This is a genomic window from Reichenbachiella sp. 5M10 (assembly GCF_002742335.1).
Taxonomy (GTDB): domain Bacteria; phylum Bacteroidota; class Bacteroidia; order Cytophagales; family Cyclobacteriaceae; genus Reichenbachiella.
This window is the reverse complement of record NZ_MDGR01000007.1, coordinates 4,141,266-4,165,806: the sequence shown is the minus strand read 5'-3', so window position 1 is coordinate 4,165,806 and position 24,541 is coordinate 4,141,266. Positions and strand designations below refer to the sequence as shown.

19 protein-coding genes are annotated in these 24,541 nt (G+C 46.8%); 15 read left to right on the top strand and 4 right to left on the bottom strand.

The window, feature by feature from the left end; all coding sequences use genetic code 11:
• Window positions 1-38: 38 nt before the first annotated feature.
• Complete coding sequence (locus BFP72_RS16920; protein ID WP_099600263.1) at window positions 39-887, bottom strand: AraC family transcriptional regulator; 849 nt, start codon at window positions 885-887, stop codon at window positions 39-41.
• A 227-nt stretch (window positions 888-1,114) separates the two neighbouring features.
• Here BFP72_RS16920 and BFP72_RS16915 point away from each other — a divergent pair, with 227 nt between their 5' ends.
• Together BFP72_RS16915 and BFP72_RS16910 are read left to right on the top strand one after the other, a co-directional pair.
• Window positions 1,115-1,687 carry a pentapeptide repeat-containing protein gene (locus BFP72_RS16915; RefSeq protein WP_099600262.1) on the top strand — a complete coding sequence of 191 codons (573 nt, stop codon included), beginning with the start codon at window positions 1,115-1,117 and terminating at the stop codon, window positions 1,685-1,687.
• Window positions 1,688-1,704: 17 nt separating this feature from the next.
• A complete protein-coding gene (locus BFP72_RS16910) occupies window positions 1,705-2,175 on the top strand; it encodes a hypothetical protein (protein WP_099600261.1) in 471 nt (156 codons plus the stop codon).
• Between the two features lie 2 nt (window positions 2,176-2,177).
• Here BFP72_RS16910 and glpK read toward each other — a convergent pair whose 3' ends face one another.
• Together glpK and BFP72_RS16900 are read right to left on the bottom strand one after the other, a co-directional pair.
• Window positions 2,178-3,665: a glycerol kinase GlpK gene (glpK, locus tag BFP72_RS16905; protein WP_099600260.1), complete on the bottom strand. Its 1,488-nt coding sequence runs from the start codon at window positions 3,663-3,665 to the stop codon at window positions 2,178-2,180.
• Between the two features lie 376 nt (window positions 3,666-4,041).
• On the bottom strand, window positions 4,042-5,883 hold the full coding sequence (locus BFP72_RS16900) for a VWA domain-containing protein (RefSeq protein ID WP_099600830.1): 1,842 nt from the start codon (window positions 5,881-5,883) through the stop codon (window positions 4,042-4,044).
• 117 nt (window positions 5,884-6,000) lie between these two features.
• Here BFP72_RS16900 and BFP72_RS16895 point away from each other — a divergent pair, with 117 nt between their 5' ends.
• The 5 genes from BFP72_RS16895 to BFP72_RS16875 all read left to right on the top strand — a co-directional run bounded on the left by BFP72_RS16895 (window position 6,001) and on the right by BFP72_RS16875 (window position 14,234).
• Window positions 6,001-6,558 carry an RNA polymerase sigma factor gene (locus tag BFP72_RS16895; protein ID WP_255397245.1) on the top strand — a complete coding sequence of 186 codons (558 nt, stop codon included), beginning with the start codon at window positions 6,001-6,003 and terminating at the stop codon, window positions 6,556-6,558.
• On the top strand, window positions 6,551-7,870 hold the full coding sequence (locus BFP72_RS16890) for a TonB family protein (RefSeq protein WP_099600259.1): 1,320 nt from the start codon (window positions 6,551-6,553) through the stop codon (window positions 7,868-7,870). The genes BFP72_RS16895 and BFP72_RS16890 overlap by 8 nt, the downstream gene beginning before the upstream one ends.
• Window positions 7,871-7,972: 102 nt before the next feature.
• Complete coding sequence (locus BFP72_RS16885; protein ID WP_099600258.1) at window positions 7,973-13,264, top strand: lamin tail domain-containing protein; 5,292 nt, start codon at window positions 7,973-7,975, stop codon at window positions 13,262-13,264.
• Window positions 13,265-13,459: 195 nt separating this feature from the next.
• Window positions 13,460-13,903 (top strand): GNAT family N-acetyltransferase, encoded by a 444-nt coding sequence (locus tag BFP72_RS16880; RefSeq protein ID WP_221406533.1) that lies wholly within the window; start codon window positions 13,460-13,462, stop codon window positions 13,901-13,903.
• 64 nt (window positions 13,904-13,967) lie between these two features.
• Window positions 13,968-14,234 (top strand): TfoX/Sxy family protein, encoded by a 267-nt coding sequence (locus BFP72_RS16875; protein WP_255397279.1) that lies wholly within the window; start codon window positions 13,968-13,970, stop codon window positions 14,232-14,234.
• A gap of 6 nt (window positions 14,235-14,240) precedes the next feature.
• Here the strand turns inward: BFP72_RS16875 and BFP72_RS16870 are convergent, their stop codons facing one another.
• Window positions 14,241-14,963 carry an RDD family protein gene (locus BFP72_RS16870; protein ID WP_099600256.1) on the bottom strand — a complete coding sequence of 241 codons (723 nt, stop codon included), beginning with the start codon at window positions 14,961-14,963 and terminating at the stop codon, window positions 14,241-14,243.
• A 112-nt stretch (window positions 14,964-15,075) separates the two neighbouring features.
• On the opposite strand from BFP72_RS16870, the gene BFP72_RS16865 reads away from it, so the two are divergent.
• The 8 genes from BFP72_RS16865 to BFP72_RS16830 all read left to right on the top strand — a co-directional run bounded on the left by BFP72_RS16865 (window position 15,076) and on the right by BFP72_RS16830 (window position 24,397).
• Window positions 15,076-16,044: a stage II sporulation protein M gene (locus BFP72_RS16865; protein WP_099600255.1), complete on the top strand. Its 969-nt coding sequence runs from the start codon at window positions 15,076-15,078 to the stop codon at window positions 16,042-16,044.
• Window positions 16,022-16,903 (top strand): hypothetical protein, encoded by an 882-nt coding sequence (locus BFP72_RS16860; RefSeq protein ID WP_099600254.1) that lies wholly within the window; start codon window positions 16,022-16,024, stop codon window positions 16,901-16,903. The genes BFP72_RS16865 and BFP72_RS16860 overlap by 23 nt, the downstream gene beginning before the upstream one ends.
• Entirely contained in the window at window positions 16,903-17,535 is a 633-nt protein-coding gene (locus tag BFP72_RS16855; protein WP_099600253.1) for a DUF4129 domain-containing protein, read from the top strand. Before BFP72_RS16860 ends, BFP72_RS16855 begins: the two co-directional genes overlap by 1 nt.
• Window positions 17,511-18,680 carry a DUF4350 domain-containing protein gene (locus tag BFP72_RS16850; protein ID WP_099600252.1) on the top strand — a complete coding sequence of 390 codons (1,170 nt, stop codon included), beginning with the start codon at window positions 17,511-17,513 and terminating at the stop codon, window positions 18,678-18,680. The genes BFP72_RS16855 and BFP72_RS16850 overlap by 25 nt, the downstream gene beginning before the upstream one ends.
• The gene (locus BFP72_RS16845; RefSeq protein WP_099600251.1) at window positions 18,677-19,636 is read left to right on the top strand and encodes a MoxR family ATPase; all 960 of its coding nucleotides are present in this window, start codon (window positions 18,677-18,679) and stop codon (window positions 19,634-19,636) included. The genes BFP72_RS16850 and BFP72_RS16845 overlap by 4 nt, the downstream gene beginning before the upstream one ends.
• Before the next feature lie 6 nt (window positions 19,637-19,642).
• The gene (locus BFP72_RS16840) at window positions 19,643-20,962 is read left to right on the top strand and encodes a DUF58 domain-containing protein (RefSeq protein WP_158233447.1); all 1,320 of its coding nucleotides are present in this window, start codon (window positions 19,643-19,645) and stop codon (window positions 20,960-20,962) included.
• A 110-nt stretch (window positions 20,963-21,072) separates the two neighbouring features.
• Window positions 21,073-22,083 (top strand): kelch repeat-containing protein, encoded by a 1,011-nt coding sequence (locus tag BFP72_RS16835; RefSeq protein WP_158233446.1) that lies wholly within the window; start codon window positions 21,073-21,075, stop codon window positions 22,081-22,083.
• A 94-nt stretch (window positions 22,084-22,177) separates the two neighbouring features.
• Window positions 22,178-24,397: a M1 family metallopeptidase gene (locus tag BFP72_RS16830; RefSeq protein WP_099600248.1), complete on the top strand. Its 2,220-nt coding sequence runs from the start codon at window positions 22,178-22,180 to the stop codon at window positions 24,395-24,397.
• The last annotated feature ends 144 nt before the right edge of the window (window positions 24,398-24,541 follow it).

Genomic DNA, 24,541 nt, shown 5'->3' with positions numbered 1-24,541 from the left:
TCATGGTGATGTTTTCCCGACGAATGGTCAATATTTCCCTAAGTGAGCTTTTTCTTCGATTTTTTGTAATCTATGGGGGCACAGCCTGTGATTTTTTTGAAAAGCTTGTTGAAAGCAGATGCATCCTCGAACCCCAGACTGTGCGAGACCTCCTTGGCCGTTTTGTTGCTATTCAACAGCTGGTACTGAGCCTCTTGGATCACCCGGTCGTGAATGACTCGAAGAGGAGTCTTGTCACTGTGTTTGGAAAATGCATTTGATAGTGTTTTGGGAGATTTGTGTAATAGATCAGCATAGTCTGCTATGTTTTTCATCTCACGAAAATGTTTGTCGACCAAGGCAGTATAGGCACGAATGATATCGGAGGCATCTTGGATATTAGGCTTTATGATAAGCTGTGCCTTGGCAAGCCTAGTACATTTGATAATGAGTCGAGTGAGTAGTAGCTGGAGCATTTCTCCCTGGATGACGTCTTTTGTGTCGAACTCCTCTTCGAATACCTCGAATAGGCTTTGCATCTTTTGGCTTTCGCTCTCATCTAGATGGATCAGCGGGATGTCCTGTGTGCCGTAGAATATGACGCCATTGCAGGATACTTCTTCCTGGTGGTCTTTGATACAATAGAATTCCCTATTGAAAGAAAGGCAAGTGATCTGTACGTCTCGGGTATTGAAAGTTACATTTTGAAGCTCAGTCGCAGTAGTAATGTGATTAGGAGCTAGTTTGACCTGTCTATGATTGATTTCAAGTTCAATGGTACTGGTAGACTGATTCCAAAACAAGTGGTTGAGACCTTTGCTCATCACAAGGTTTTCTGTCATCAAATCCAGCTGATTGCTGAGTCTAAAGTAGGCACTGAGTTGTCTTTCTTTGTATTCTAGGTGCATGTCACATGAAGGTATGTTTTCTAACAATATTTTAGAAAAAAGGTTCGGGTTAGTTGGGTTTAAATCGTCTTCTTGAGAAGGTGATTTTGGTGAATAGAATATGTTTTAGGCGAAAGGGGTAACTTTTTTATTAGAAAAGGACGTGAAAAGCTGAAAATTCAAAGCGGAATTCGGTTTTTATGTTTTGATGAATGGCCACATATTTACTTTTTCAATGAGTAATAAGAATGAGTGACGGATATTTTGATGAACAAGCTTATACGGCTGTCGATTTTGGTGCTGAATCATGGGAAAATGGGGAGTATGTAGACTGCACGTTCAAAAACTGCAACCTTTCGGGTTTAGATCTTTCAGGTGATAGTTTTTCGAATACAGATTTTGTAGGTTGTGATCTCAGTATGTCCAAACTTGGGCATACGGCTTTCAAAGAGGTGAGATTCAAAGATTGCAAATTGATGGGGCTTCATTTTGGGGATTGTAATCCGTTTTTATTGGATTTCAAGTTTGAAGGATGTGTGCTTGACTTCACTTCTTTCTTTCGATTGAAGATCAAAAAGACGCTGTTTCAAAATTGTAAGATGGAGAAAGTTGATTTTACGCAGACAGATATGACCGAATCGGCGTTTAGGGATTGTGATTTGAATCAGGCCGTGTTTGATCGCAGTGTGCTGATCAAGTGCGATTTTCGGACGGCTTACGGTTATACATTGGACCCAGAGAATAACAGCCTCAAGGGGGCGAAGTTCAGTAGGGAAGGAGCGATAGGACTGCTGAGCAAGTACAAGGTGGTCATCGAATAATTGCTTAATATTGAATCATGGCCTCCACAGCAAATCAAAAGTTTAAATTTGGCTTAGAAGATGACCTCATGCCTCAAATGAAGTATTTGGGCTATGCTCTGCTCCTGGCAGGTGTGTTGACGATGGGCACAAGTATTTTTGCGGCATTTTTGTTCTTCGGGCTGGCTATTCTGTTCATGTTTGCTTTTGGATCGACGACAGTAGAAGTGGATTTGGCTTCACGCCAAATCACGTTCATGGCAGGAATCGTCCAAAATCGCGTCGTGAACTATGAGCAGCTAGATGAACTCACGGTGCATTCGTCACAAGTGAGTCAGCAGCTCAACTCTCGAGGAGGCACCAACACGATTCGCTATACGGTCTATCGAGGTTATGCGCGCATAGATGGCAAGCGAGAACTCATCGCTGAATCGAGAGATAAGAAATCTCTCGATTCACAATTCCATTTTTTGGCAAAGGCAGCTGGAGTGGATTGGAGGGAGGAGTAATTTTACCTTGCCCAGTTCATGCAACGTTTGACGGCATTGTGCCAGCCTTCATAGAGTTTATCTTTTGTGTATGTATCCATCTTCGGTTTGAAGGTCTTGTCGATGGATTTTTTGTTGAAGATCGTGTCTTTGTTCCAGATGCCGGCGGTAATGCCTGCGAGGTAGGCTGCACCTAGAGCAGTGGACTCTATGTTCGAAGGTCTTTCGACAAGAATACCCATGATGTCAGCCTGAAACTGCATCAGGTAGTTGTTGGCGCTGGCTCCTCCATCGACCTTGAGCTCAGTGATTTTGAGACCTGAGTCAGCTGCCATGGCTTGCAGCACGTCGCGGGTTTGGTAGGCCATGGAGTCGAGAGTGGCCTTGACTATGTCGCTTTGCGTGGTATCTCTGGTCAGGCCAAACATCCCTCCGCGAGCATACATATCCCAAAATGGAGCACCGAGTCCAGCAAAAGCTGGGACCACATATACTCCTGAATCAGGGTTGGCTTTTTTGGCGATCGATTCAGTCTGGTCTGGCGTATCGATGATTTCTAAACCATCTTTGAGCCATTGTACGGCGGCTCCTGCTACGAATACACTGCCCTCAAGTGCATAGTCAATCTTGCCGTTGAAGCCCAATGCAATTGTAGTGAGCAATCCGTTTTTTGAATACTGGATTTCCTCTCCTGTATTCATCAAGATAAAGCAACCGCTTCCATAGGTGTTTTTGGCTTGCCCTGGGTCTATGCAGCCTTGACCGAACAGGGAGGCCTGTTGGTCACCAGCAACTCCAGTGATTTCGATGTCTGCCCCATTGAGTTTGGCTGTGCCAAAATAATAACCTGAATGTGTCACGTCGGGCAACATCTCTCGTGGGATGTTGAATTTCTCTAAGAGTTCATCGTCCCACTTTAGCTCTACGATGTTGAATAACATGGTACGAGAGGCATTGGTAAAATCCGTGATGTGGGATTGGCCTTGAGTCAAATTCCAAATGAGCCAAGTATCGATGGTACCGAATAGGAGCTCACCATTTTCTGCTTTTTTTCTGGCGCCAGAGACATTGTCCAAAATCCATTGGAGCTTGGTTGCCGAAAAATAGGGATCGAGAATTAACCCTGTGGTTTCTTTGATGTAAGACTCTAACCCTTCTTCATCGCTTTTTAGGTCGTTGCAAATGAGGTCGGTGCGGGTATCTTGCCATGAAATACAATTGTAGATCGGCTTGCCATTCTTTTTCTCCCAAACGACTACAGACTCACGCTGGTTGGTGATACCGATAGTGGCGACTTGACTGATGCTTACTTTGGTCTTTTTGAGTACCTCGTAGATCATCTCGATTTGATCCTTAGCAATCGCTTTAGGGTCATGCTCGACCCACCCTGGTTTCGGGAATACTTGCTTCAATTCTTTCTGAGCCATTCCGATCATTTTTGCATTTTGATCGAAAACCACAGCTCTCGAACTGGTCGTTCCTTGGTCTAATGCCAGTACGTATTGCTTCATAATCTCAAATATCAATCAAATTGCCCATATATCTAATAGATTAATTTATGATTTTTTGCAATCAAAAACTAGGATACGGACTCGAACGTTGTGGGAGTGCGGATTAAAGCCCTGTTGTAGAATGATATAGGTAATGGCTTGGGCAAAAGATAGGCGGACGCTAAATCGGAGACAAAAAAAGAGCCCTGATGGTAGCGTCCATCAGGGCCAAACTCAAAACATAACCAATCAACTAATCTATAAGTCCCGGCTGGACTATAAACTATGAAATTTGTAATCTAAAACTCGATAGAGCATAGGCAAGCCCTGTGCCAAACTTGTATTGGCCTGTATAAATTAAGTGAAATGCCTAGAAGATAGCCGCTATGTCGTTTTGTTACATGATCATCAATTGAAAGCTCGTCACTAGATGGATGAATTCACTGCGGTAGCCGTTTTCGTCTTTGCCCTTGGAGGCCTTGGCCCATGAGAGTACTTGCTGGCTCGTAGCGTCTCCTTTGAACTCTGAGTCGCGGAGGATCATGCCAAATGCCGCTACGCTGGCTGACCACCTGAAATTGTCCGAGGTTTGTTCCCATGAGATGGCATGATCAAGTAGCGGGTGTTCGATCAAGAGGCTCTTGTTGCCTTTGGGGGCTTTGTAGCGTAGTTTGACAGTCATGAGCTCGTCGGTTTGCTGTGCGGCAGGTGTTGTTTCTACGGTTTGATATTTCAATTGGTCTACGGGACTAAATTCACTTTTGATACCTACAGGGATGACTTCATAGAGAGCCGTGACGGTATGACCCGCTCCGAGTTCGCCTGCATCTTTCTTGTCGTTGTTGAAGTCCTCGTCTGCTAGGGCACGATTTTCATAGCCGATCAACCGGTAGGCTTGGACTTTGGCGGGGTTGAATTCTACTTGGATTTTGACATCCTTGGCGATGGTGAATAGTGTGCCGCCAAATTCGTTGACGAGGACTTTTTTGGCTTCCAAGATATTGTCGATGTAGGCATAGTTGCCGTTTCCCTTGTCTGCGAGGGTTTCCATTTTGGCATCCTTGTAGTTGCCCATCCCGAAACCAAGTACGGTGAGAAATACACCTTCTTCTCGCTTTTGCTCAATGAGTCGCTGCATACCTGCATCGCTGGATTCTCCGACATTGAAATCTCCGTCGGTTGCAAGTATGATGCGATTGTTGCCGTGCTCTTTGTAGTGGTCTTGGGCGATTTTGTAGGCGAGGTTGATCCCTGCTCCACCAGCTGTAGAGCCACCTGCTTCTAGATTGTCTAGGGCACGAATGATGGTTTCTTTGTCATCGCCAGGCGTAGAGGGCAGTACCACCCCAGCGGCACCTGCATAGACGACTATGGCGACTCTATCCTGTGGGCGTAGTTGCTGCACGAGTAGTTTGAAGCCTGATTTCAACAAAGGCAGCTTGTTTGGGTCGCTCATCGAACCAGATACATCTAGTAGGAATACCAAGTTGGAAGCGGGTAGATCGTCTGTAGGGATGTTTTTTCCTTGCAGGCCGATGTGCACCAGTTGATGCTGTTCGTTCCATGGGGCAGTGGAGATTTCGGTGTTGACTGAGAAAGGATCAGAACCTATCGGTTCGGCATAGTCGTAGTTGAAGTAGTTGATCATTTCTTCGATTCGCACGGCGTCTTTGGGTGGTTTTTGACCGTTGTTGATGAAGCGACGCATGTTGCTGTAGGACGCAGCATCCACATCGATGGAGAAAGTCGAGAGCGGTTTGTTTTGCGCCATATGAAAGATGTTTTCTTCGATGGCATCATAGTCCTCCGTGTTGTGTTGTATGTTGGCTTCTCTATCAGAAAAGTACATGGGGGCAGCCATGGCTTTTTTGGTGCGGCTGTTGAACAAGCGAGACTTGGCTGTGCCATAGCCTATGACGACACACTCTTCCAACTGAGACGAGTCCATGTGCAAGTTGACATGGATGGTGTTTTGATTTTTGATTTCAACCTCTTGTGTCTCATACCCGATGAAAGAGAAAGTCAAGAAGTTTTTGTCCGAAGGGACAGAGATAGCATAAAGGCCGTCTATGTCGGTGATGGTTCCGGTAGAACTACCCTTGATGATGACTGTGACCCCTGCGATCGGTTGGCCGTCAGCAGCGTCAGTGACGCGACCTTGGATTGTACGGTTCGTTGTGGGGGATTGGGCAGCTGTACCTACCAATAGGGCGAAAAGGATAATGGCTATTTGTCTCATGATTTTAACTTTTTGGTAAAACATTTGACCATAGGATGCAGCCTCGATTGGGATTCCATAAAAGTTTTTGAAAAAAGTGAATAGATTGATCTCTCATCCGAGAAAAAGAACCCGTATTTGACAAACTCCACGACTGATAGCGACCATTTTATTTTGCAGCAGTACCAACAGCATGGAGACATAGCGGTACTCGGCAGGTTATACCAGCGCTACATGCACTTGGTCTATGGGGTGGCGTTGAAGTATTTCAAAAACAAGGAAGAGGCACAGGATGCCGTACACAATATATTCGAAGAACTGGTCGTCAAGTTGCCCGGTCACGAGGTGGATAATTTCAAGAGTTGGCTCTATGTCTTGACAAGAAACCATTGTTTGATGCAGCTGCGAAGACAAAAAACCAAAGGCCAATCGTCAGAATTGTCGGAGGCAGTTATGGAATCGAGTGAAGATTTGCATCATGATGACGAAACCAGACTCGAAGAAAATCTCGTAAAATTAGAAAGCTGTATAGATAAGCTGAAAGAAGAGCAGCAGACTTGCGTTCGTTTGTTTTTCCTCGAAAGAAAGTGCTACCAAGAGGTGGAATTAAAGACTGGTTTTGGGATCAAAAAAGTAAAGAGTTACATCCAAAACGGAAAGCGAAATTTGAAACTATGCATGGAAGAAAGTGAATAAAGACCGTCCACATATCGAACCTCTGTCAGAACTGACACCTGCACTGATGCAACAATATCTACGCGACGAGCTCTCACCAGAGATGCGACATGCAGTAGAGCGCTATCTGCTGGATCATCCCTTTGAGGCGGAGGCCATGAGAGGCTATGAATCTGTGTCCGTAGAGATGGAAAAGGATGTAGCGGCCCTGGTTGAGCGTTTGGCAATGGCCAAGTCAGACGCCAAGGGTGTGCCGATATGGAAAAATCCTATGCGGATAGCTGCTGCAGTGGCGTTGTTGCTCATGGGGTCGTTTTCGATATGGATGGTGATGGATACGCTCAGGGAGGAAGACACTATCGTCATGAAGGAAGATACTCCAGTGAAACCAGAAAAGGAACAAGCCCAACCACCTCTCTCGAAACCTGTGACCGAAGAAATAGAAGCAGTTGAGCCGAGTAAGAAAATAGTAGCCCCGACTCCTAAGCATAAGGTTTCTCCTCCAAAGGAAACACCTAAGCAGGACATGCTAGAGATAGCTGTAGAAACAGAGGGTCAACCCATGCCAGAACAAGAAGAGAGCCCTTCTTTGGCTGATGAAGAATTGGCAGAAACCGTGTATTCTGTCGAAGAGGACGTAGTACCAATCAATCAGGCAGCAGAAGAATCTATGGCGATGAGTTCTCAGCCAGCCTTAGCTGCGCGAATGAAAAAGCGACAATCCGTCGCTACGTCTGATGGGAGCTACAGTAGCAAAACGGTTTATGGCAAGGTCGTAGGATCCGACGGAGAGGATATTCCGGGTGCGACAGTTTGGATTAAAGAAACCGGCGAAGGAACAGTCACGGATATCGAAGGACGGTTTGAAGTGTCGAATGCCCATGAGGGGGAGACGCTGGAGGTGAACTTTATTGGCTATTCGAGCGAACAGATCAGGATAGGCGCGAATGACACAATCCTTGCAGTCATGGAAACCGACATGGCCGCTCTCGATGAAGTAGTGGTGATTGGCTATGGTGAGTCTCGCCCTAAGCCTGACGCAGGTGCAACTCCCGTTGATGGTTTTTTGAAATACAAAAGATATATAAAGGAAAACCTACGCTACCCTGTCGCAGCGAAAGAGCTGCAGGTCGAAGGAAAAGTCACCGTACGGTTTACAGTAGACAGCTATGGTAATGTATCCGATATTGTGATCAAAAAAGGCTTAGGCTATGGCTGTGATGAGGAGGCCATTCGCCTGATTACGGAAGGGCCATCTTGGAAGCCATCGATTCGGGACAACCAATCTGTCGAGGATGTCATCACCTTGCGCATCAAGTTTAGTTTGGAATAAAGAGCCGTGGGTCCGGCTGAATCGCGTCTTTAAGGTGTTGTGGATTGAACATGAATTTCGTATTTTGTAATACGAATCAGTTCATAACCAACCCACAAGACCATGAGACCAACCCTACTCTTGTGCTTTCTCGTGATGAGTCTGCACGCTTTTTCGCAAATCACAGAGGACTTTTCGGATGGAGATTTCGCCAGCAACCCCGCTTGGTCTGGGGACATCACAGCGTTTGAGATCGAAAGCGGTCAACTCCACTCATATGGTCCGGATATTACCGAAACGCTCCACCTTTCTACACCCAACACCGTGATGGATTACACGGAGTGGACGTTTCTGGTGGATATGCGCTTGGCTCCATCTGGCAGCAACAAAAGCAGAATATATCTAGTCTCAGACGAATCGAACCTGGAAGGAGAGCTCAAGGGGTACTACATCCAGATCGGTCAAAGTGGAGAGGATGAAATTGATTTTTATAGGCAGGATGGGAGTTCGTCAAGTTTGCTTTTTAGCGGATCTACGAAGTTTTCAGGAGAGGTGCTCGCGCGAATCAAAGTCATGCGGGATGCCTTGGGCACATGGTCCGTTTGGTGCGACCCCATGGGAGGTACAGCTTTTGTTTCTGAAGGGGACGAATTTGTAGACAATACTTATGCTGCGACAGCTTATTTCGGATTTGTGGTTTTTCATACCAAGACGAATAGATATAATTTTTATTTTGATGATGTGGGTGTCTCAGCATTTGATCCGCCTTTTGGATTGGCTAGTGTAGATGTCGAGGGTAGTCAGTCCCTAAGACTGCATTTCACGCAGGGTTTGGATGCGACTTCTGCCGAATCGGTTGGCAACTACACGTTGAGCAACGGGTATGCTACCCCATCATCAGCCCTCATGGATGCCAGTAATCCCGATCAAGTGCTACTCACCTTCGCCGATGACTTCAGCAACAACGATTATATCCTAACAATTAACAACATCAGCAACGTCGATCAAGACGAGACCTTGAGCGAAGTAGAGCAGCCTATCAGCATCGAGACTGCCACAGCTTTTCGAGATATTGTCATCAACGAGATTTATGCGGATTTTAATCCTTCAGCGACGGGACTTCCAGACGAAGAATTCATCGAATTGTTGAATACATCAGATCAAGCGATTAAAGTTGAGAACTTCACTTTGAATGGAAATGCTTTGGAAGGTTTTACCCTCGAATCGGGGGCTTATGTAATCGTGACAGATGATTCTAACCTGACTGAGTTTGAGGATTTCGGAGACGTGGTGACGGTGGCTTCTTTTCCTGCGCTGACAAATGGTGGCATGAGACTCACGCTCCTTGACAATTTAGGAAATGTAGTGGATTCTTTGACTTACTCTACGCGTTGGTATCATGATGAGACCAAGGATGATGGTGGGTTCTCCTTGGAGCAAATCAATCCGTATCTGGCTTGTAACTACTCCGCGAACTGGACAGCTTCTAGACATATGGATGGAGGGTCACCTGGTCAACAAAATTCGGTTTTGGACGATAGTCCCGATACGACTAGCCCTAATCTTATTGCTTTGGACATTATAGATGAGAGGAGCTTAGAGCTAACTTTTGACGAACCGATGGACGAGCAATCTTTGTCTATGGCTACCTATGCCTTGAATCAGGGTAGTACCATAGGCAGCGTATCTCCTTCTTACTTTGGGGCAACGTTAGGAGTCATGCCAAGCTTGGTGAGTGGCACGACATATACCTTGACGATTGCTGGCGCTGAAGATTGTGCGGGTAATGAGCTGGAAGTGAATATGCTCAGCGAGACTTATGATGTAGAGCCGCCTGTTTTGGAAGAGGTGATCGTAGTGTCGGATACTGAATTGCAGTTGGTTTTTGATGAGGAGCTAGATTTGGAGGGTGTTTCGGAGGATAATTTTGTAGCGACGTTCGGTATAGGCAGCCCATCAGTGCTGAGTCAAGATGATAGAACGCCTACTGTAGTCCATTTGCATTTTGAGGCACCTTTTGTTCCTGATTTGACCTATGATGTGACTGCTCATGGGCTGTCTGATTTGGCAGGTAACGTTTCTGCCGATTCTTATGATCGTACATTCTCCTACCGGGCCAGTCTTGATACGGTTTGGGTGCTGGGGGGTCATCATCTGTTGTTGGCGTTTGAATTTCCTCTTCAGAGAGAAAGCATGCTTGACCCTAGTCACTATGGGTTGGGAGGCGAGGAGCTAGGGCCGATTTCTGTGTTTGCCAACAAGAATGACACGCTACAGGTCCATTTGATTTTTCAGACAAGCCTTGATGAAAACAAACTGTTGACGTTGTATGCCGAAGGGTTGGTAGACGAAGAAGGGGAGAGTTTACCTCGTTCGTCGGCGACATTGGTCTACGATACGGCTCCTCCTAAGGTCGACACCTTGGAGGTGCTTGATGAGCGGACTTTGTTATGCCGGTTTACCGAAAAGGTGGAGCAACAGAGTGCCGTGACATTGGATCACTATGAGTACGAAGACCACTATCCAGACTATGCCGAGCTAGATACAGCAATGAAAACAGTGAGGCTGGAGTTCGATGAAGTGTTTGAGTCAGAGGTGATATATGATCTTTTGATAGATCAAGTAGCAGATCAGTTTGACAATGTGATCAAAACCCGTATCCGTCGGTCTTTTGTCTATGATGAGGTACCACCACAGCTAGACAGTGCCTATGTCAAATCTCCAAGCGAGATAGTGCTTCTATTTCATGAGCCCTTGGACACTGCTCTGGCTGCAGTGGTCGACCATTATCATCTGGAGGCACTGGGTTTGGTTCCGTCAAAAGCAGTTGTTGAGCGTGAGTTTGCCCGGCAAGTAACACTTTATTTTGCGGAGGAGACATTCAATAGTGAAGTGTATGAATTGGGAGTAGCGGGTTTGGCTGATCAGCGAGGCAACACCATGACTGACCCGCTCATGCTGGCATTAGACCATGGCCCTTTTCGATTGAGTGGAGTTGAGGTTTTAGCGGCGGATGAGGTTCGTTTGGAGTTTAATCAGGTGTTGGGAACGTCCTTTGACGAACCGTTGCATTTTGATTTAGTCGCGTTGGATGTCGATTCTGTAGCGTCAGTAGGTAGGTTTGTGACATTGTATTTGTCTGGGGGGATGGAGGCAGGTACGTCTTATGAATTGCTTTTTTCAGCGCTAAGAAGTGTGGAGGGTCAAGTGCTGCAAACGGGGAGTTGTCAGTTTGTGTTTGATCCAAGATTGGAAAATGCTGTAATTCAAAATAACCATACAATTGCACTTACGTTTGAGACCACATTTGACGCGGTGAGCCAGGAGGATTTTTGGCTCAATGCAGACATACAGCCTGTGGCGGTGGTCGTGAGTTCAGAAGACTCGCATGTTTTGCAATTGGTTTTTGAAGAGGAATTTAGAGCCGATCAGCTGTATTTGATTGGCTGGTCTGTACTCCAAAATCAGTTTGGAAATCTCATGCCAGGGCATAGTGTAGCGGTGAAGATAGACCGCAGGGCACCAACCGTGGAGACAGTACGGCTTCTTGATGCTGAGACGCTTTCCATCCATTTTTCCGAACCGATGGATGAAAGTGCTGCGGAGTTTTTGGGCTATTATGAATCGTCTGAACTGGCTTGGGGTCAAGCGACTTATCTGGCGCAAGACACAGCGGTAATACTCACATTGGGATCCCCGATTGGAGAGCAGGAGTATTCACTGATGATACATTCGCTACACGACTTGTCCCAAAATCAAATCAAGGACACTACGGTTAATTTCAGCTACGAAATGCCGTATCTACCGCAGTACGGTGAGCTGATTATTACTGAGATCATGGCGGCTCCCACTGCGGATCAAGAGGAGTACATAGAATTGTACAATGCCTCTGAACAGTCGTTGAAGCTGACGGGCTTGGTTTGGAAGGATGGCAATGGCCAAACAACCTTTGAGTCTGGGGAGGTTGAGCCTGGCGAGTATATATTGCTGGCGGCTAAGCCCTCGAGTTTCCTTGCTCAAAATGTAGGGAGTCTTTCTTCATGGTTGACACTCAACAATGGAGGGGAGACCTTGTCTATCTATGCAGGGGATGAGCTGGTGTTTTCGACAAGTTATACGGACGACTGGTATGGTGTGGAGGAGCATACGGGGCTGAGTTTGGAGATGGTAGACGTGGCGAATTTTTGTGGAGAAGAAAGGAATTGGACAGGGTCTCAGGAGATAGGTGGCACACCAGGAATGGCCAATTCCCAATCGGCTGAAAACCCTGACCACAGGGGACCAGAGATCGTATCGGCGGTATGGGAAGGCAATCAGCAGATAGAGATCACTTGGGATGAAAAACTATACCCGACGATGGGAGGTCTGTTGGAGTACATGGTTTTCGACCCGAATCGAGTCATCGAATCGGCGGAGCTGGTGCTTCCAGGTAGTCGGAGCATGACCGTCACATTATTGGAGGAGTTGCAACCACGTCAACAATATGCATTGACTGTGTCTGGAGTCAAAGACTGCGTCGGTAACCTTGTCTCTTTGGAGGCTGGACAAATCATCGTACAAGTCCCAGAGTTGGCGGATAGTTTGGATGTTTTGATCAACGAAGTCTTATTCAATCCCGAATCAGGTGGAGTGGATTTTGTGGAGATCTATAATCATTCGGACAAGGTGATCGACTTGCAAAACTGGGTGCTCGCCAGCGGATCAGGAGAGGGCATCACCTCCAAAGTGATCACCACTGATCATCGGTTGGTCGAGCCATCGACTTTTGTGGTGCTGACGGCTGACCCTCTGGTGCTAGCTGCGCAGTATCCGTCGGGGGATGAATCGGCTTACTTTGAGATGGCTAGTTTCCCTGCCTACAACGATGGCGATGGTGAAGTGACGCTGATCGATGCAGTCGGGCAAACCGTGGATTATTTTGCATACAGGGAGGATTATCATTCGCGTTTGTTGGACAGTGAAGAAGGGGTGAGCCTAGAGCGAATTGCCTACGATGCTCCGTCCAATGACCCTAACAGTTGGCACTCAGCAGCCAGCACGGCATTTTATGCTACGCCTGGACGGCAAAACTCTCAGTACACCGAGGCAGGAGCAGGGCAAGGTCAACTGGTAGTAGAGCCGAAGGTTTTCATGCCCAATACTATGGGGCAGCCCGACTTCACGACGATCCGTTATGTACTGGATCAGCCGGGAGGCTTTGCCAATATCTCCGTATTTGATACGCACGGTCGCCCGATCAGAGCACTTGCCGAGAACCAATTGCTTTCTATGACAGGCTTTGTGACTTGGGATGGTACGACGGATGCAGGCGATTTGGCACCTATAGGGTACTACATTGTTTTTGCTGAGGTGTATGACCCCAGCGGCAACAAGCAAGTGATCAAAGAAACCGTGGTGCTGGGAGGGGAGCTGTGAGTGTATACTTTTGATTTTTCCTCAGTAGTATCTTCATGTGGTGAAGCCTATGACTAGAGTTCTCGAAGGATGTTTTGCATACAGCTCTGGTGGCAAGCGAGGGCTATATTGGCTTTTAGCTGGTTTTTGTGGAGATTTACGCCCCAGCGATATCCAGGTCGTGAGCAAACAAACCGCCCCTCGGGGAGATCGATTATGAACTATCAATTAGGTATCAAAACATTTGAAGAACTGAACACCACGGAGCTGTATCAGCTACTCAAACTCCGGGTGGATGTGTTCGTCGTGGAGCAAAACTGCCCTTATCCAGAACTGAGTGATCTGGATAAGGTGTCTGATCATTTCATGCTTTATGATGGCGAGAAGCTGGCGGCTTACTTGCGCACCTACCTACGTGATCCAGGGGTGTACGGGATAGGGAGGATCGTCACGGATGTACGCTATCGGAGCAAAGGGCTCGCTGGAGACCTGATACGAGCTGCCATGGCACGAATTCATGGTGTCGAGGGAGCCAAAGAAATCTATGTACAAGGGCAATCTCATCTGACGAAATATTACGAATCGTTTGGCTTTAAGGTCTGTTCTGAAGAGTACCTCGAAGACGATATCCCGCACACCGATTTACACCTAATGATATAGTCATGGCATATAATGAAGAAACAGCGGTACGAGTGAGACAACATCTAGCCCCTATGGCGCACGGATCACGGAAAAGAAAATGTTTGGAGGGTTGAGTTTTCTTTACAGAGGAAAAATGAGTGTAGGGATCGTCAAAGACGATCTTTGTGTACGTGTGCTGGCTCCCGATGACCAAATCGAATTGCAGAAGGAGGGTGTTCGTCCGATGGATTTCACTGGCAAGCCGATGAAGGAGATGGTTTTCGTGGCACCCGAGGGATTTGCCACAGAGCCAGAGCTCGCGTACTATGTCAACCTAGGTATTGCTCATGCCGAGAGCAAAGTCAAATAGTTCTGTTTATACGATGTTGTAGGCTTCTTCTTGGCTTTGGTAGTAGTTGAAGTCCTTGACCAGTGTGTGGAGAAAATTTACTGTGGAGCGGTCAGAGTTGATTTCTAGTTTCTTTTCCATGACAGCTCTGATTTTTTCGGCGGGCGCATTGAGGGTGTGTTCGAGACGAACGCGGAGCACGTCTTGGATCAGGTCGATGTCTTTTTGTTCCAAGCGGACTTTGACGGCCGGAAAGACAGGCTCATAGCCTTCCTCGACTTGGTGACGGATGAAAGCCTTGTCGTAGTTTTCTAATTTCTTTTCTTTGACGACTATGGTGCCGCCAGCCAGATCGCCGAGGCGCTGGCCTTGTTTGGTGAGGATGATCGAGCTGATGGCTATACCGCCAGACATCATGAAGTCTATCGGGCTCAGTACCCAACGTAGAAGGATGGAGGAGATTGTGACGGGTTCACCCTCTTCTTTGAGTACACGGATCTTCATTTGTTTTTTGCCTGGGCTCTGACCGTTCATCAAATACTCAAACAGCGGATGGTAGAATAGGATGGGCAGATAGAGGACGGATCCTATGCCAAAAGATTCGGTGGTGGATAGGACGAACGAGATGAACATCGCATAGGCAGTGAGTATCAACAAGTCGATTAAAAAGGCAGCGATGCGGTCCCCGATGCCTGCGATCTTGAAGTTAATAAAAATATTTTGTGCAGTGTAAACACCTATATGAGACATATTGCTTTACTTTAGAAACTAGAACTGTTGTACAATATCTAAAAAAACTATTCTTTGTCAAAGCCTTCGTTGATTTGCTTCATCGTCCGCACAGACAAAAGGCCAATCAAGAATGAAGGAAGCGTTGTTTATCAAGCTAAACCGAAAAGAGTGGGTGGAGATGGAGGATCGTTTGAATGCGCGCACGACCCTGTCGGCAGATAGGTTGACAGCCTATTATATTCGGCTTACAGATGACCTCTCTTTTGTCCGATCCAATTTCCCTCAATCCAAGACCCACACCTATCTCAACGAGCTCGCATCGGTGGTCTATCAGAGACTATACCGCAACAAGAAGGAGTCTAAGAGTCGCTTCATTACTTTTTGGAAAGAGGAGTTTCCTCAGGTGATGTATGATTCACGTCGAGAGTTGATCTATTCGTTTGTCATTTTCATGGTCTCTGCTTTGATTGGGGCCTTGTCGGTGGCGCTGGACGATACATTCGTTCGGCTCATCTTGGGTGATCAATATGTCAACATGACCCTACAAAACATCGAGGAGGGTGACCCGATGGCTGTCTACAAAGAGGCTCATCAGATGCCGATGTTTTTGGGTATTACCGTCAACAATATCATGGTGTCCTTCATGGTTTTTGCCTATGGGGTAATGCTGTCGGTCGGCGCGGCATTTATGCTCATGCGAAACGGCATTATGCTTGGGGCTTTTCAGTACTTCTTTCATCAGCAGGGCCTGTTGGCGACTTCTGCACTGACGATATGGATACATGGGGCGATCGAGATCTCGTCGATCGTGATCGCAGGTGCTGGGGGGCTGGTCATTGGCAACAGTATCATGTTCCCAGGTACACTGACGCGCAAGGAGTCCTTCAAGCGAGGCGCCAAGCGAGGTATCAAAATAGTGGTGGGGCTCGTACCGCTGTTTATCATCGCCGGTTTTCTGGAGTCTTTTGTGACACGAATGACCGACTTGCCTACGGTTGTCAAACTGATTATTATCTTCGGTACTTTGGCTGGAGTGATTTATTATACGATTATTTATCCAAATCAACTTTTCAAGCATGGAAAACAAATACGTTCCTAAAATCCCCTACTATAAAGAGCGCGTTTTGGGCGACCGCATCAATGTGACTTTCGAGTTTATTCGAGAAAATTTCAAACATCTCTTCAAGACGATATTGATCATTGACGGACCTATTGTGCTATTGGTGGGTTTTTCGTATGCGATGTATATGCAGTCTCTCATGGGGTTTGCAGGAGGAGGTGCACCTGAGGAGGTAGACCCGACCAATATGCTGATCAGTAGTTTGGGAATGATGATTTCGGGCTTCTTCTTGTTCTATTCATTTTTTGCGATCGTATTGCGCTATCTCGCACTCTACCAAGAGATGCCTCCTGAGGAGATTACGACGGGCCTGATTGCTCGACATATTTTCAAAGACGGGGGCAAGTTGTTTTTGATTTCGATCCCTTTGTTTATCATGGTCTTTGTTTCCATGTTTTTTTTGGTGGTGCCGATGATTTATGTCAGTGTGGCTTTTTCGATGGTGTTTACGATTGTGATTTTTGAGAAGGGCAATCTCTTCCGTTCGTTTGGGAGGTCTTTCAAGCTGATCCAAGGACATTGGTGGAGTACTTTTGGTTATATGATTGTACTATATTTCATTCAGATGGCTATTGCGATGGTTTTTTATCTGCCGATGTATGGCTTCATGTTTAGTGAAATATTGGCGAATCAAGCTAACCCTGATTCACTTTTTACCGACATGTCCAACGCCAATATGCTCATGATGTCAGGGACTATGGCCTTTGCCTACCTTGGTATTTTGATGAGTTATACGATTTCAGTGGTCGCGATTTCGTTTCAGTATTTCAACCTAAGAGAACAAAAAGAAGCAGTCGGCTTGATGTCTAACATCGAGGAGATGAACCAAGCATCTTGATGAGTAGGCGAAGCTTCGATAGCAAGAAACTAGCGCAGCTGCAGGAGGAGTTTGCAAGTGAATACTATAGCCAAGAGAAGAGCTACGGTTGGTACGATCGTGTTTCGGTGTTTTTGGACTATTGGTTTGGTCGTTTGGGGTCTTTTTTTGCGGAGCAACTGAATTGGCATATCCCTCCTGTTGTGTTTGAGATTCTTTTTTATGGGTTTATGGTGGGAGGTATGTTGTACTTGATCCTCAAGATACTTGGGATTGAAATGAATTATTTGCTTCCGTTTGGTAAGAAAAAAGTGCCGGCCAAAGAGTATGTGCTCACTGACGAAGACATCGAGGGTTTAGATTTTGGCCAGCTGATCGAGGAGGCCAAGCGCAACGGCAACCACCTCATGGTGGTGCGCTACTATTATTTGCATGCACTGCAGATCCTTTCTGATCAAGAACTCATCCAGTACGAGATCCGAAAAACCAACCGCGAGTATTTGAGCGAATTGGCTGGCCATCAGTCACGGGAGACGTTTTGCAAGATGACGAAGTCTTTTGAGCAGATCTGGTACGGACACTTGCCGGTGTCAGTCGAGATGTGTGCACAAATGGAAGGTGATTTTCAATGGATCAAAGACCAACTGTCGTGAGCAAAGGAAGTATCTTGTATATCGTAGCGATTTCGCTGCTGTTGCTCTTGGCGATGGGTGGCTATGAGCGTCCGACCAACTGGACCAAAACCTATGCGAGCGTTGACCAAAACCCATACGGGGCGTATGCCTTGTCCGAATTAGCTCCGAGTATGTTTCAGGAGTGGCAGATGGATAACCATAGCTTTTACGAAGTGTTGAGGCGAAGCGAAGAGGGAGAAGGACTCTTGTCGATTTCTGAGGATCTCGTATTGGGAGACCCCAGTTACGAGGAGTTGGTTGCCCAAGTGTCACAAGGAAAAACGGTACTGCTGAGCACAAGCTACTTGGATCAAAAACTCGTTGACACCTTGTCCATCTATTTCGACACGAGGGATTACTATTACGACAGTGATGGTGACTCCTCGTTTTTGGAGGTGGAGGGCATGCCTCGGACGTACTTTTTGGAGACGGAGATTCTCCAGTACATCGATAGCTTGCCGCCTTCGGCAGTGGTCTACGTGACCAATGCCGAAGGACAAGCAGTCGTGGCAAGTATCCCGTTTGGAGAGGGTGAGTTTGTACTTTGTAGTACACCCATTATTTTCACGAATTATTTCATGCTTTATGGTGACAATCATCGATTGACAGCACGCGTATTGTCACTATTGCCCGATTCGGGGGTCCGGTGGACGAGTTATTACCAGAGTGGTGTAGCGACCAATTCTTCGCCTTTTCGAGAGGTACTGAAACACCCACCCCTTCGAAACGCTCTGTATTTTGCTTTGGCCTTGATCGCGCTACACATGATCGTGGGGAGTCGTCGGGTGCAGCGAGCCATTCCAGTGATCCGAGCACTGCCCAACCAGACGATGGACTTTATCAAGACCGTCGGGTTGTTGTATTTTCATCAGAGAGACCAGAGGGCTGTCGCCAAAAGTCGTATCGATTATTTCAAAGAGAACATACGAATGCAGTACCACGCTCATTTGCATCAAGACAATGATCGTGTACTAGCCGCCAAAATCGGAGTGAAAGAAGAGGACGTGACTGCTCTGGTGAAAGTGATCCAGGAGGTTGAAGGAGCAAAGGCCATCAACGACGAGCTTTTGATAGCGCTCGACAAAAAACTAAATGTTATTTACAAAAAATCAACGAAGAGATGAGTGAAGAAAATAGAAGTCAAATCACGGCCATCTCTGCCAAAGTAGCAGAGGTCAAATCAGAAATCAAAAAGGTGATCGTCGGGCAGGAAGAAATGCTCGATCAGCTGATCATAGGCTTGATCTCTGGAGGACACGTGCTGATAGAGGGCGTGCCAGGCATAGCCAAGACCTTCACTGCCAAGACGCTAGCTAAGTTGATCTCTGCACAATTTGGACGCATTCAGTTCACTTCTGATCTGATGCCTTCGGATGTATTGGGGACTTCCATTTTCAACCTCAAGACCAACGAATTTGAGTTCAAGAAGGGACCAATATTTACAGAGATATTGCTGATCGATGAGATCAATCGAGCACCTGCCAAGACCCAAGCTGCGCTGTTTGAGATCATGGAGGAGAGTCAAGTGACCGTGGATGGACATTGCTATCCGATGAGTGATTTGTTTTTTGCGCTAGCTACCCAAAACCCAGTGGAGCAAGAAGGAACCTATCGTTTGCCAGAAGCACAGCTTGACCGATTCTTGTTCAAGGTGGTGACAGGCTACCCAACCTTGGAGGAGGAAGTCAAAATCATGGAGCTGCACAACGAAGGCAAGATGAAGGCAGAGATCACTGCGGTACTTACCACTGCCGAACTCATGACGCTGCGAACGGAGGCCAAAAAGGTAGTGATAGATGCCAAATTGCTGGATTTCATTGCACGTATCATGGACAAGACAAGGACTTCTCCAGACATCTATTTGGGGGCGTCACCAAGGGCTGCTATTGGCATCATGCATGCCGCCAAAATCAAAGCCATCCTAGAGGATCGGGATTTTGTGATTCCTGAAGATGTGCTGTATGTTGCCTACCCTGTACTCAGACATCGTCTCATCTTGTCGCCTGAGAAGGAAATGGAAGGACTCACGACGGACGACATCATCAAACTGATCATAGATCAGGTCGAGATCCCGAGATAGATGACTATGCTCAAAAACATATACCTCAGTTCACGATTTTATTACTTGGGGATGGCATTGACCCTATTGGCCATGGTGGGCTTCATTTGGTCGCCAGCGTATGGAGCCTTCGTAGTACTTTCGTGGGTTTTTGTTCTCATGATAGGGGTGGATTTTTTGTGGTTGTTCGTATCCAAACGGACCGTGGTGGCACGACGCATCACCAGTCCGGTGTATTCTTTGGGTTATCCCAATGAGGTGAAGATATATGTGAGGAGCAATTTTGCCACGCCTGTGTCGGTGACAGTGATCGACGAAGCGCCAATTGATTTTCAGGAGCGTCATTTATTTTTCGAATTGCCTGGGTTGGGTCAGGAAGAAAAGATCATAAGTTATACCCTGCAGCCCACAAACCGGGGTTCCTATGCGTTTGGTCAGATCAATATGCTTACCAGTACCAGGTTGGGCTTGATTCGAAGACGTTTTGTACAACCCGAACCAGAGACAATCAAGGTTTACCCGAGTGTCAAGCACATGCGAGAGACGGAATTTTTGCTTCTGTCCAACCATAGTAAAGGACTGAAAAAGCTACGGAGACCCGGGTTCAATTTTGAGTTTGAAGAAATCAAAGACTATGTGACAGGAGATGATATCCGCAAGATCAATTGGAAGGCGACGGCTCGCAAGAACCAATTGATGATCAATGTATATCAGGAAGAAAAATCTCAACCAGTCTACTGTGTGATCAACAAGGGTCGGACGATGCAGATGCCATTTGGTGGGTTGAGTTTGTTGGATTATTCTATCAATTCGGCTCTGGCACTTTCTAATGTCAGTTTGCGCAAAGGAGACAAAGCAGGGTTGATAACCTTCGAAAAGACGACCCAGACCTTCTTGGCGGCAGACAATCGCTCGTTTCAGCTCAAGACCATTCTCGAGTGCCTTTACAACGAGCGGACCGCTTTCGAAGAGCCCAATTATTTTGATCTGTATACGACGATCAAGCGCAAAGTGACGCAGCGGAGTTTGTTGTTGTTTTATACCAATTTTGAGACGGAGTCTTCGCTGACTCATCAGCTTGAACTCATCCGTCGGCTCAATCAGGCACACCTTGTGGTGGTGGTCATGTTTGAAAACTCGGAACTCAAAGATTATATTCAGCAGGCACCTGACACCTTGCTAGACGTCTATCAGCTCGGGATCGCAGAGAAGTTTGATCTCGAGAAGCGCCTTATTCTCAAGCGTTTTCGTGCCCATGGGGTCCAAGCGCTATTGACCAATCCCCAAAACCTGACAATAGATGTGATCAACAAATACTTGGAGCTCAAAGGTCGAGGGTTGATTTAATGTATGTCGCATGTTTCTTCCTGTCTTAACAGACAAATGCTTTAGAATTAACAGGGGTTTTTTGGATCAGGGCCATGTATGACCGTATTTTTAGGTCAGATTCTATGCGTATGAAAACCCTCTTGCTGTCCCTTTCTATGGGAATATTAATGTGTCATGACGTTTTCGCTCAGCTCAATGAGTATGTGGTGTTTACTGCTGCTAAAAAAGTCCCCCAACCACTCTTTGGGATGGCGTATTGCTCTAGTGGCTCCAAGGCCATACTGGCGGGCGGACGGTCGCAGACGGCAGGCAACTCAGATAAAATCTACACCTATGACGCCCGCATCGACGAATGGCTCGACCTGTCCTCCACCAGTCCGCTAAAACGGACACTGTTTGGTAGTGCTGTGTATCTGGATGAGTATGAGAGTGTCCTTTTTGCTGGCGGTACGGTCGTAGGGCGTGACCATGTGAGGTTAGTCGAGGATTTGCAGTACTACGACATGAACAACTACAGGTCCAAAAGCTTGGGTCAAAACCCAAACCCTGCCAAATCTATGGGTTTGGTATATCATGAATACAAGGTGTATATGTTTGGTGGGTCTATAGCTAGTCAAGCCCGTAGCGGAGGGTTTGAATTGGTGTTTAGCCAAGACATGTATGTTTATGATCTCAAAACGGGAGCCTTAGAGCAATTGCCAGATTTGCCAGAGGCGAAGGAGACGCGTGGGGTAGTCGTCGGGAATCATTTGTACATGGTGGGTGGATATGGAGAAGAGGCTAGTGACAAGATTCATCGCTTCGATTTGTCCACGGAGCAGTGGGAGAAAGTTGGGAAGCTAGAGGCGCCGTGTTCGGCTTATGCTTTGGTTCGGTACCAGCACTATCTTTTTTTGGTTGGGGACTACAAGAACTTGGATCAGCTGTTGGTATATGATACGCAAACGGAGGAACTAAAAACCTTTCAGATGAATTTTGGAGGGCGCCACATGGGGGCGGCCGTGCTGGAGGGGGCTCTGCATGTATTTGGAGGGTATGATCCCGAGTCTGGTGCTCGGCACGCTTTGTCTCAGCACTGGAAGTTGGACCTTGAGCAGTTTTTCAAATACAACTATGGAGAACCCAAAGAGGAAGACTGAACAATTTAACCTCTGAGGAGACCATTCATAATAATTGGTGGCCAGTCTTCGCAACTGATTAATTAGATTTATCATTCATTTAAACAGCAACTTCATGAGAGTATTGACCCTAGTAGTGCTGATTTCATCCGTTTCTTGGATGTCTTTAGCGCAAGACAAAACCTGGCAGGGCAAGTTTGAGCCTATTGATAGAATGATTGACCCACCTAGCACCTATCGCACTGCTTCAGGTGCATCAGGGGCGGACTACTGGCAGCAGCGTGCCGATTACCAAATCAAAGCGTCTCTGGATGAGCAAACACGAGTCCTCACAGGAAAGGAGACCATCACATATTACAACAATTCACCAGATGTCTTGCCCTACCTCTGGCTTCAGTTGGAACAAAATGTCAACCGAAAGGAGAACGAAGGTTTTGGCGGTATTTTTAGTGTCAAAGATTCGATGACTTCTCAGCATATGCAATACTTGCTTCGCCCAATGGAGTTTCCTGCGGGCTATACGATACAGCAGGTCAAAGATGCTTCAGGCCAAAAACTGGAAGCTCTCGTCAACAATACGATGATGAAAGTGCTACTTATGGAGCCGTTGGAGCCTCAGTCGTCCGTGTCATTTTCGGTGGAGTGGTCCTATCCAGTAACCGATCGATCCAACTTCCTATTGTCTCGAGAAGGGTACGAATATTTTCCGGAGGATGACAACTGTGTCTTTCTGATCGCACACTGGTTTCCTCGGATGGCCGTGTACAATGATACCGAAGGCTGGCAAAACCAGCAGTTTCAGAAGTTGGGGGAGTTTGCTCTAGAGTTTGGCAACTATGATGTAGAGATCACTGTACCAGAGGATCATCTTGTCGCTGCAACTGGCGAATTACAAAATGAAAAGGATGTCCTGTCATTGGATCAAAAAAAGCGTTTGGCGAAAGCCCGCAAATCGTATGACGAGTCCGTCATGATTGTGACCCCAGAGGAGGCTGTTGCCAATGAAAAGACTAAAAGCACGGACACCAAGACTTGGAGGTTTCGTGCAGAAAATGTGCGTGACTTTGCCTTTGCGAGTTCGCGAAAGTTTATCTGGGATGCACAGGCTGTGAAGTTGCCCAATCGTACGACGATGGCCATGTCCTTTTACCCCAAAGAGGGATTGCCTGTTTGGAGTGAAGAATCTACCCAGGCGGTCATTCATGCACTAGAGGTGTACTCTGAGGCAACTTTCAACTATCCCTATCCAGTAGCGATTTCGGTCAATACGTCCAACATCGGCATGGAGTTTCCGATGATTAGTTTCAACGGCGGACGTCCTGTCAATGGGGAAATGAGCCACGCAGCGAAAGAAAACATGATCCGGACGATTGTGCATGAGGTGGGACACAATTGGTTTCCGATGATTGTGAGCTCGGATGAGCGCAAGTGGATGTGGATGGACGAAGGGCTCAATACCTTTCTCGATCAGCGAACGATGGCGGAACGCTACCCACAGTTTCATAGCTTGACGCCCAAGGACATGGTTCCTTACATGGACGGTGACCAAAGAGTGATGCGGCCGATTATGGTGACTTCTGATGTGGAGTCGCTGTTTAGTATTGGAGCCAATTTTTATGACAAGCCTACGGCTGGATTTCAGATCTTGAGAGAGTCTGTGATTGGGCCAGAGTTGTTTGATGCGGCGTTTAGGGAGTATGCGACGCGGTGGATGTACAAGCACCCAAACCCTGCGGATTTGTTTCGCACGCTAGAAGACGCCACAGCGGTGGACCTTGATTGGTTTTGGAGGGGGTGGTACTTCACCACGGACAAGGTAGACATCAATCTGTCGGAGGTCAAGTGGTATCAGATGAGCGAAGAGCCTGTCATCGTAGAAAATAAAGGGAAAAAGGTAGGAGGAAAAATCAGCGGCAAAGGAAACCAAGCTAAGCCGGCGAAAGACTTTTCAGCAGGACCACAGCCGTTTCAGATGGTTCCTACCCCAGACAAGAGTTATGGCGGATTCCTCAGTCGTGTGGATGAGGCAGAAATGCGCACTCTAGTCGGGGGCAAAAACATCTATGAGTTGACTCTCAAAAACGAAGGAGGCTTGATCATGCCGGTCATCATCGAATGGACGTATACAGACGGTACGACAGAGATCGATCGGTTGCCGGCGGAGGTTTGGAGGCTCAACGAGGTAGAGATCAAAAAGACCTTTTTGAAAGAGAAGGAAGTCGCTAGTGTGGCGATTGACCCTGATCAAGAGCTACCTGATGTAGACTTGTCCAACAATGCTTTCCCCAGAGTGGAAGACCCGTCGGAGTTTGATCAATTCAAGCAAGAGCAATAAGTAACAATAAATTAACAGATAGGGTCATGGCTTGTTTGGGGCGATGGCCCTTTTTTTATGGTTTTGGAGGAGGGAGATTCTGGACCTGCCAAAAACCATTGCTTTTGATTGAATTAATGCCCATTTTCATGCTTTCGTCCAAAA

What these genes read in the sequence shown, in the direction of transcription:
- BFP72_RS16920 (WP_099600263.1), bottom strand. Translation starts at nt 887, where the DNA reads ATGCACCTAGAATACAAAGAAAGACAACTCAGTGCCTACTTTAGACTC.
- BFP72_RS16915 (WP_099600262.1), top strand. Translation starts at nt 1,115, where the DNA reads ATGAGTGACGGATATTTTGATGAACAAGCTTATACGGCTGTCGATTTT.
- BFP72_RS16910 (WP_099600261.1), top strand. Translation starts at nt 1,705, where the DNA reads ATGGCCTCCACAGCAAATCAAAAGTTTAAATTTGGCTTAGAAGATGAC.
- glpK (WP_099600260.1), bottom strand. Translation starts at nt 3,665, where the DNA reads ATGAAGCAATACGTACTGGCATTAGACCAAGGAACGACCAGTTCGAGA.
- BFP72_RS16900 (WP_099600830.1), bottom strand. Translation starts at nt 5,883, where the DNA reads ATGAGACAAATAGCCATTATCCTTTTCGCCCTATTGGTAGGTACAGCT.
- BFP72_RS16885 (WP_099600258.1), top strand. Translation starts at nt 7,973, where the DNA reads ATGAGACCAACCCTACTCTTGTGCTTTCTCGTGATGAGTCTGCACGCT.
- BFP72_RS16880 (WP_221406533.1), top strand. Translation starts at nt 13,460, where the DNA reads ATGAACTATCAATTAGGTATCAAAACATTTGAAGAACTGAACACCACG.
- BFP72_RS16870 (WP_099600256.1), bottom strand. Translation starts at nt 14,963, where the DNA reads ATGTCTCATATAGGTGTTTACACTGCACAAAATATTTTTATTAACTTC.
- BFP72_RS16865 (WP_099600255.1), top strand. Translation starts at nt 15,076, where the DNA reads ATGAAGGAAGCGTTGTTTATCAAGCTAAACCGAAAAGAGTGGGTGGAG.
- BFP72_RS16860 (WP_099600254.1), top strand. Translation starts at nt 16,022, where the DNA reads ATGGAAAACAAATACGTTCCTAAAATCCCCTACTATAAAGAGCGCGTT.
- BFP72_RS16855 (WP_099600253.1), top strand. Translation starts at nt 16,903, where the DNA reads ATGAGTAGGCGAAGCTTCGATAGCAAGAAACTAGCGCAGCTGCAGGAG.
- BFP72_RS16850 (WP_099600252.1), top strand. Translation starts at nt 17,511, where the DNA reads ATGGATCAAAGACCAACTGTCGTGAGCAAAGGAAGTATCTTGTATATC.
- BFP72_RS16845 (WP_099600251.1), top strand. Translation starts at nt 18,677, where the DNA reads ATGAGTGAAGAAAATAGAAGTCAAATCACGGCCATCTCTGCCAAAGTA.
- BFP72_RS16840 (WP_158233447.1), top strand. Translation starts at nt 19,643, where the DNA reads ATGCTCAAAAACATATACCTCAGTTCACGATTTTATTACTTGGGGATG.
- BFP72_RS16835 (WP_158233446.1), top strand. Translation starts at nt 21,073, where the DNA reads ATGAAAACCCTCTTGCTGTCCCTTTCTATGGGAATATTAATGTGTCAT.
- BFP72_RS16830 (WP_099600248.1), top strand. Translation starts at nt 22,178, where the DNA reads ATGAGAGTATTGACCCTAGTAGTGCTGATTTCATCCGTTTCTTGGATG.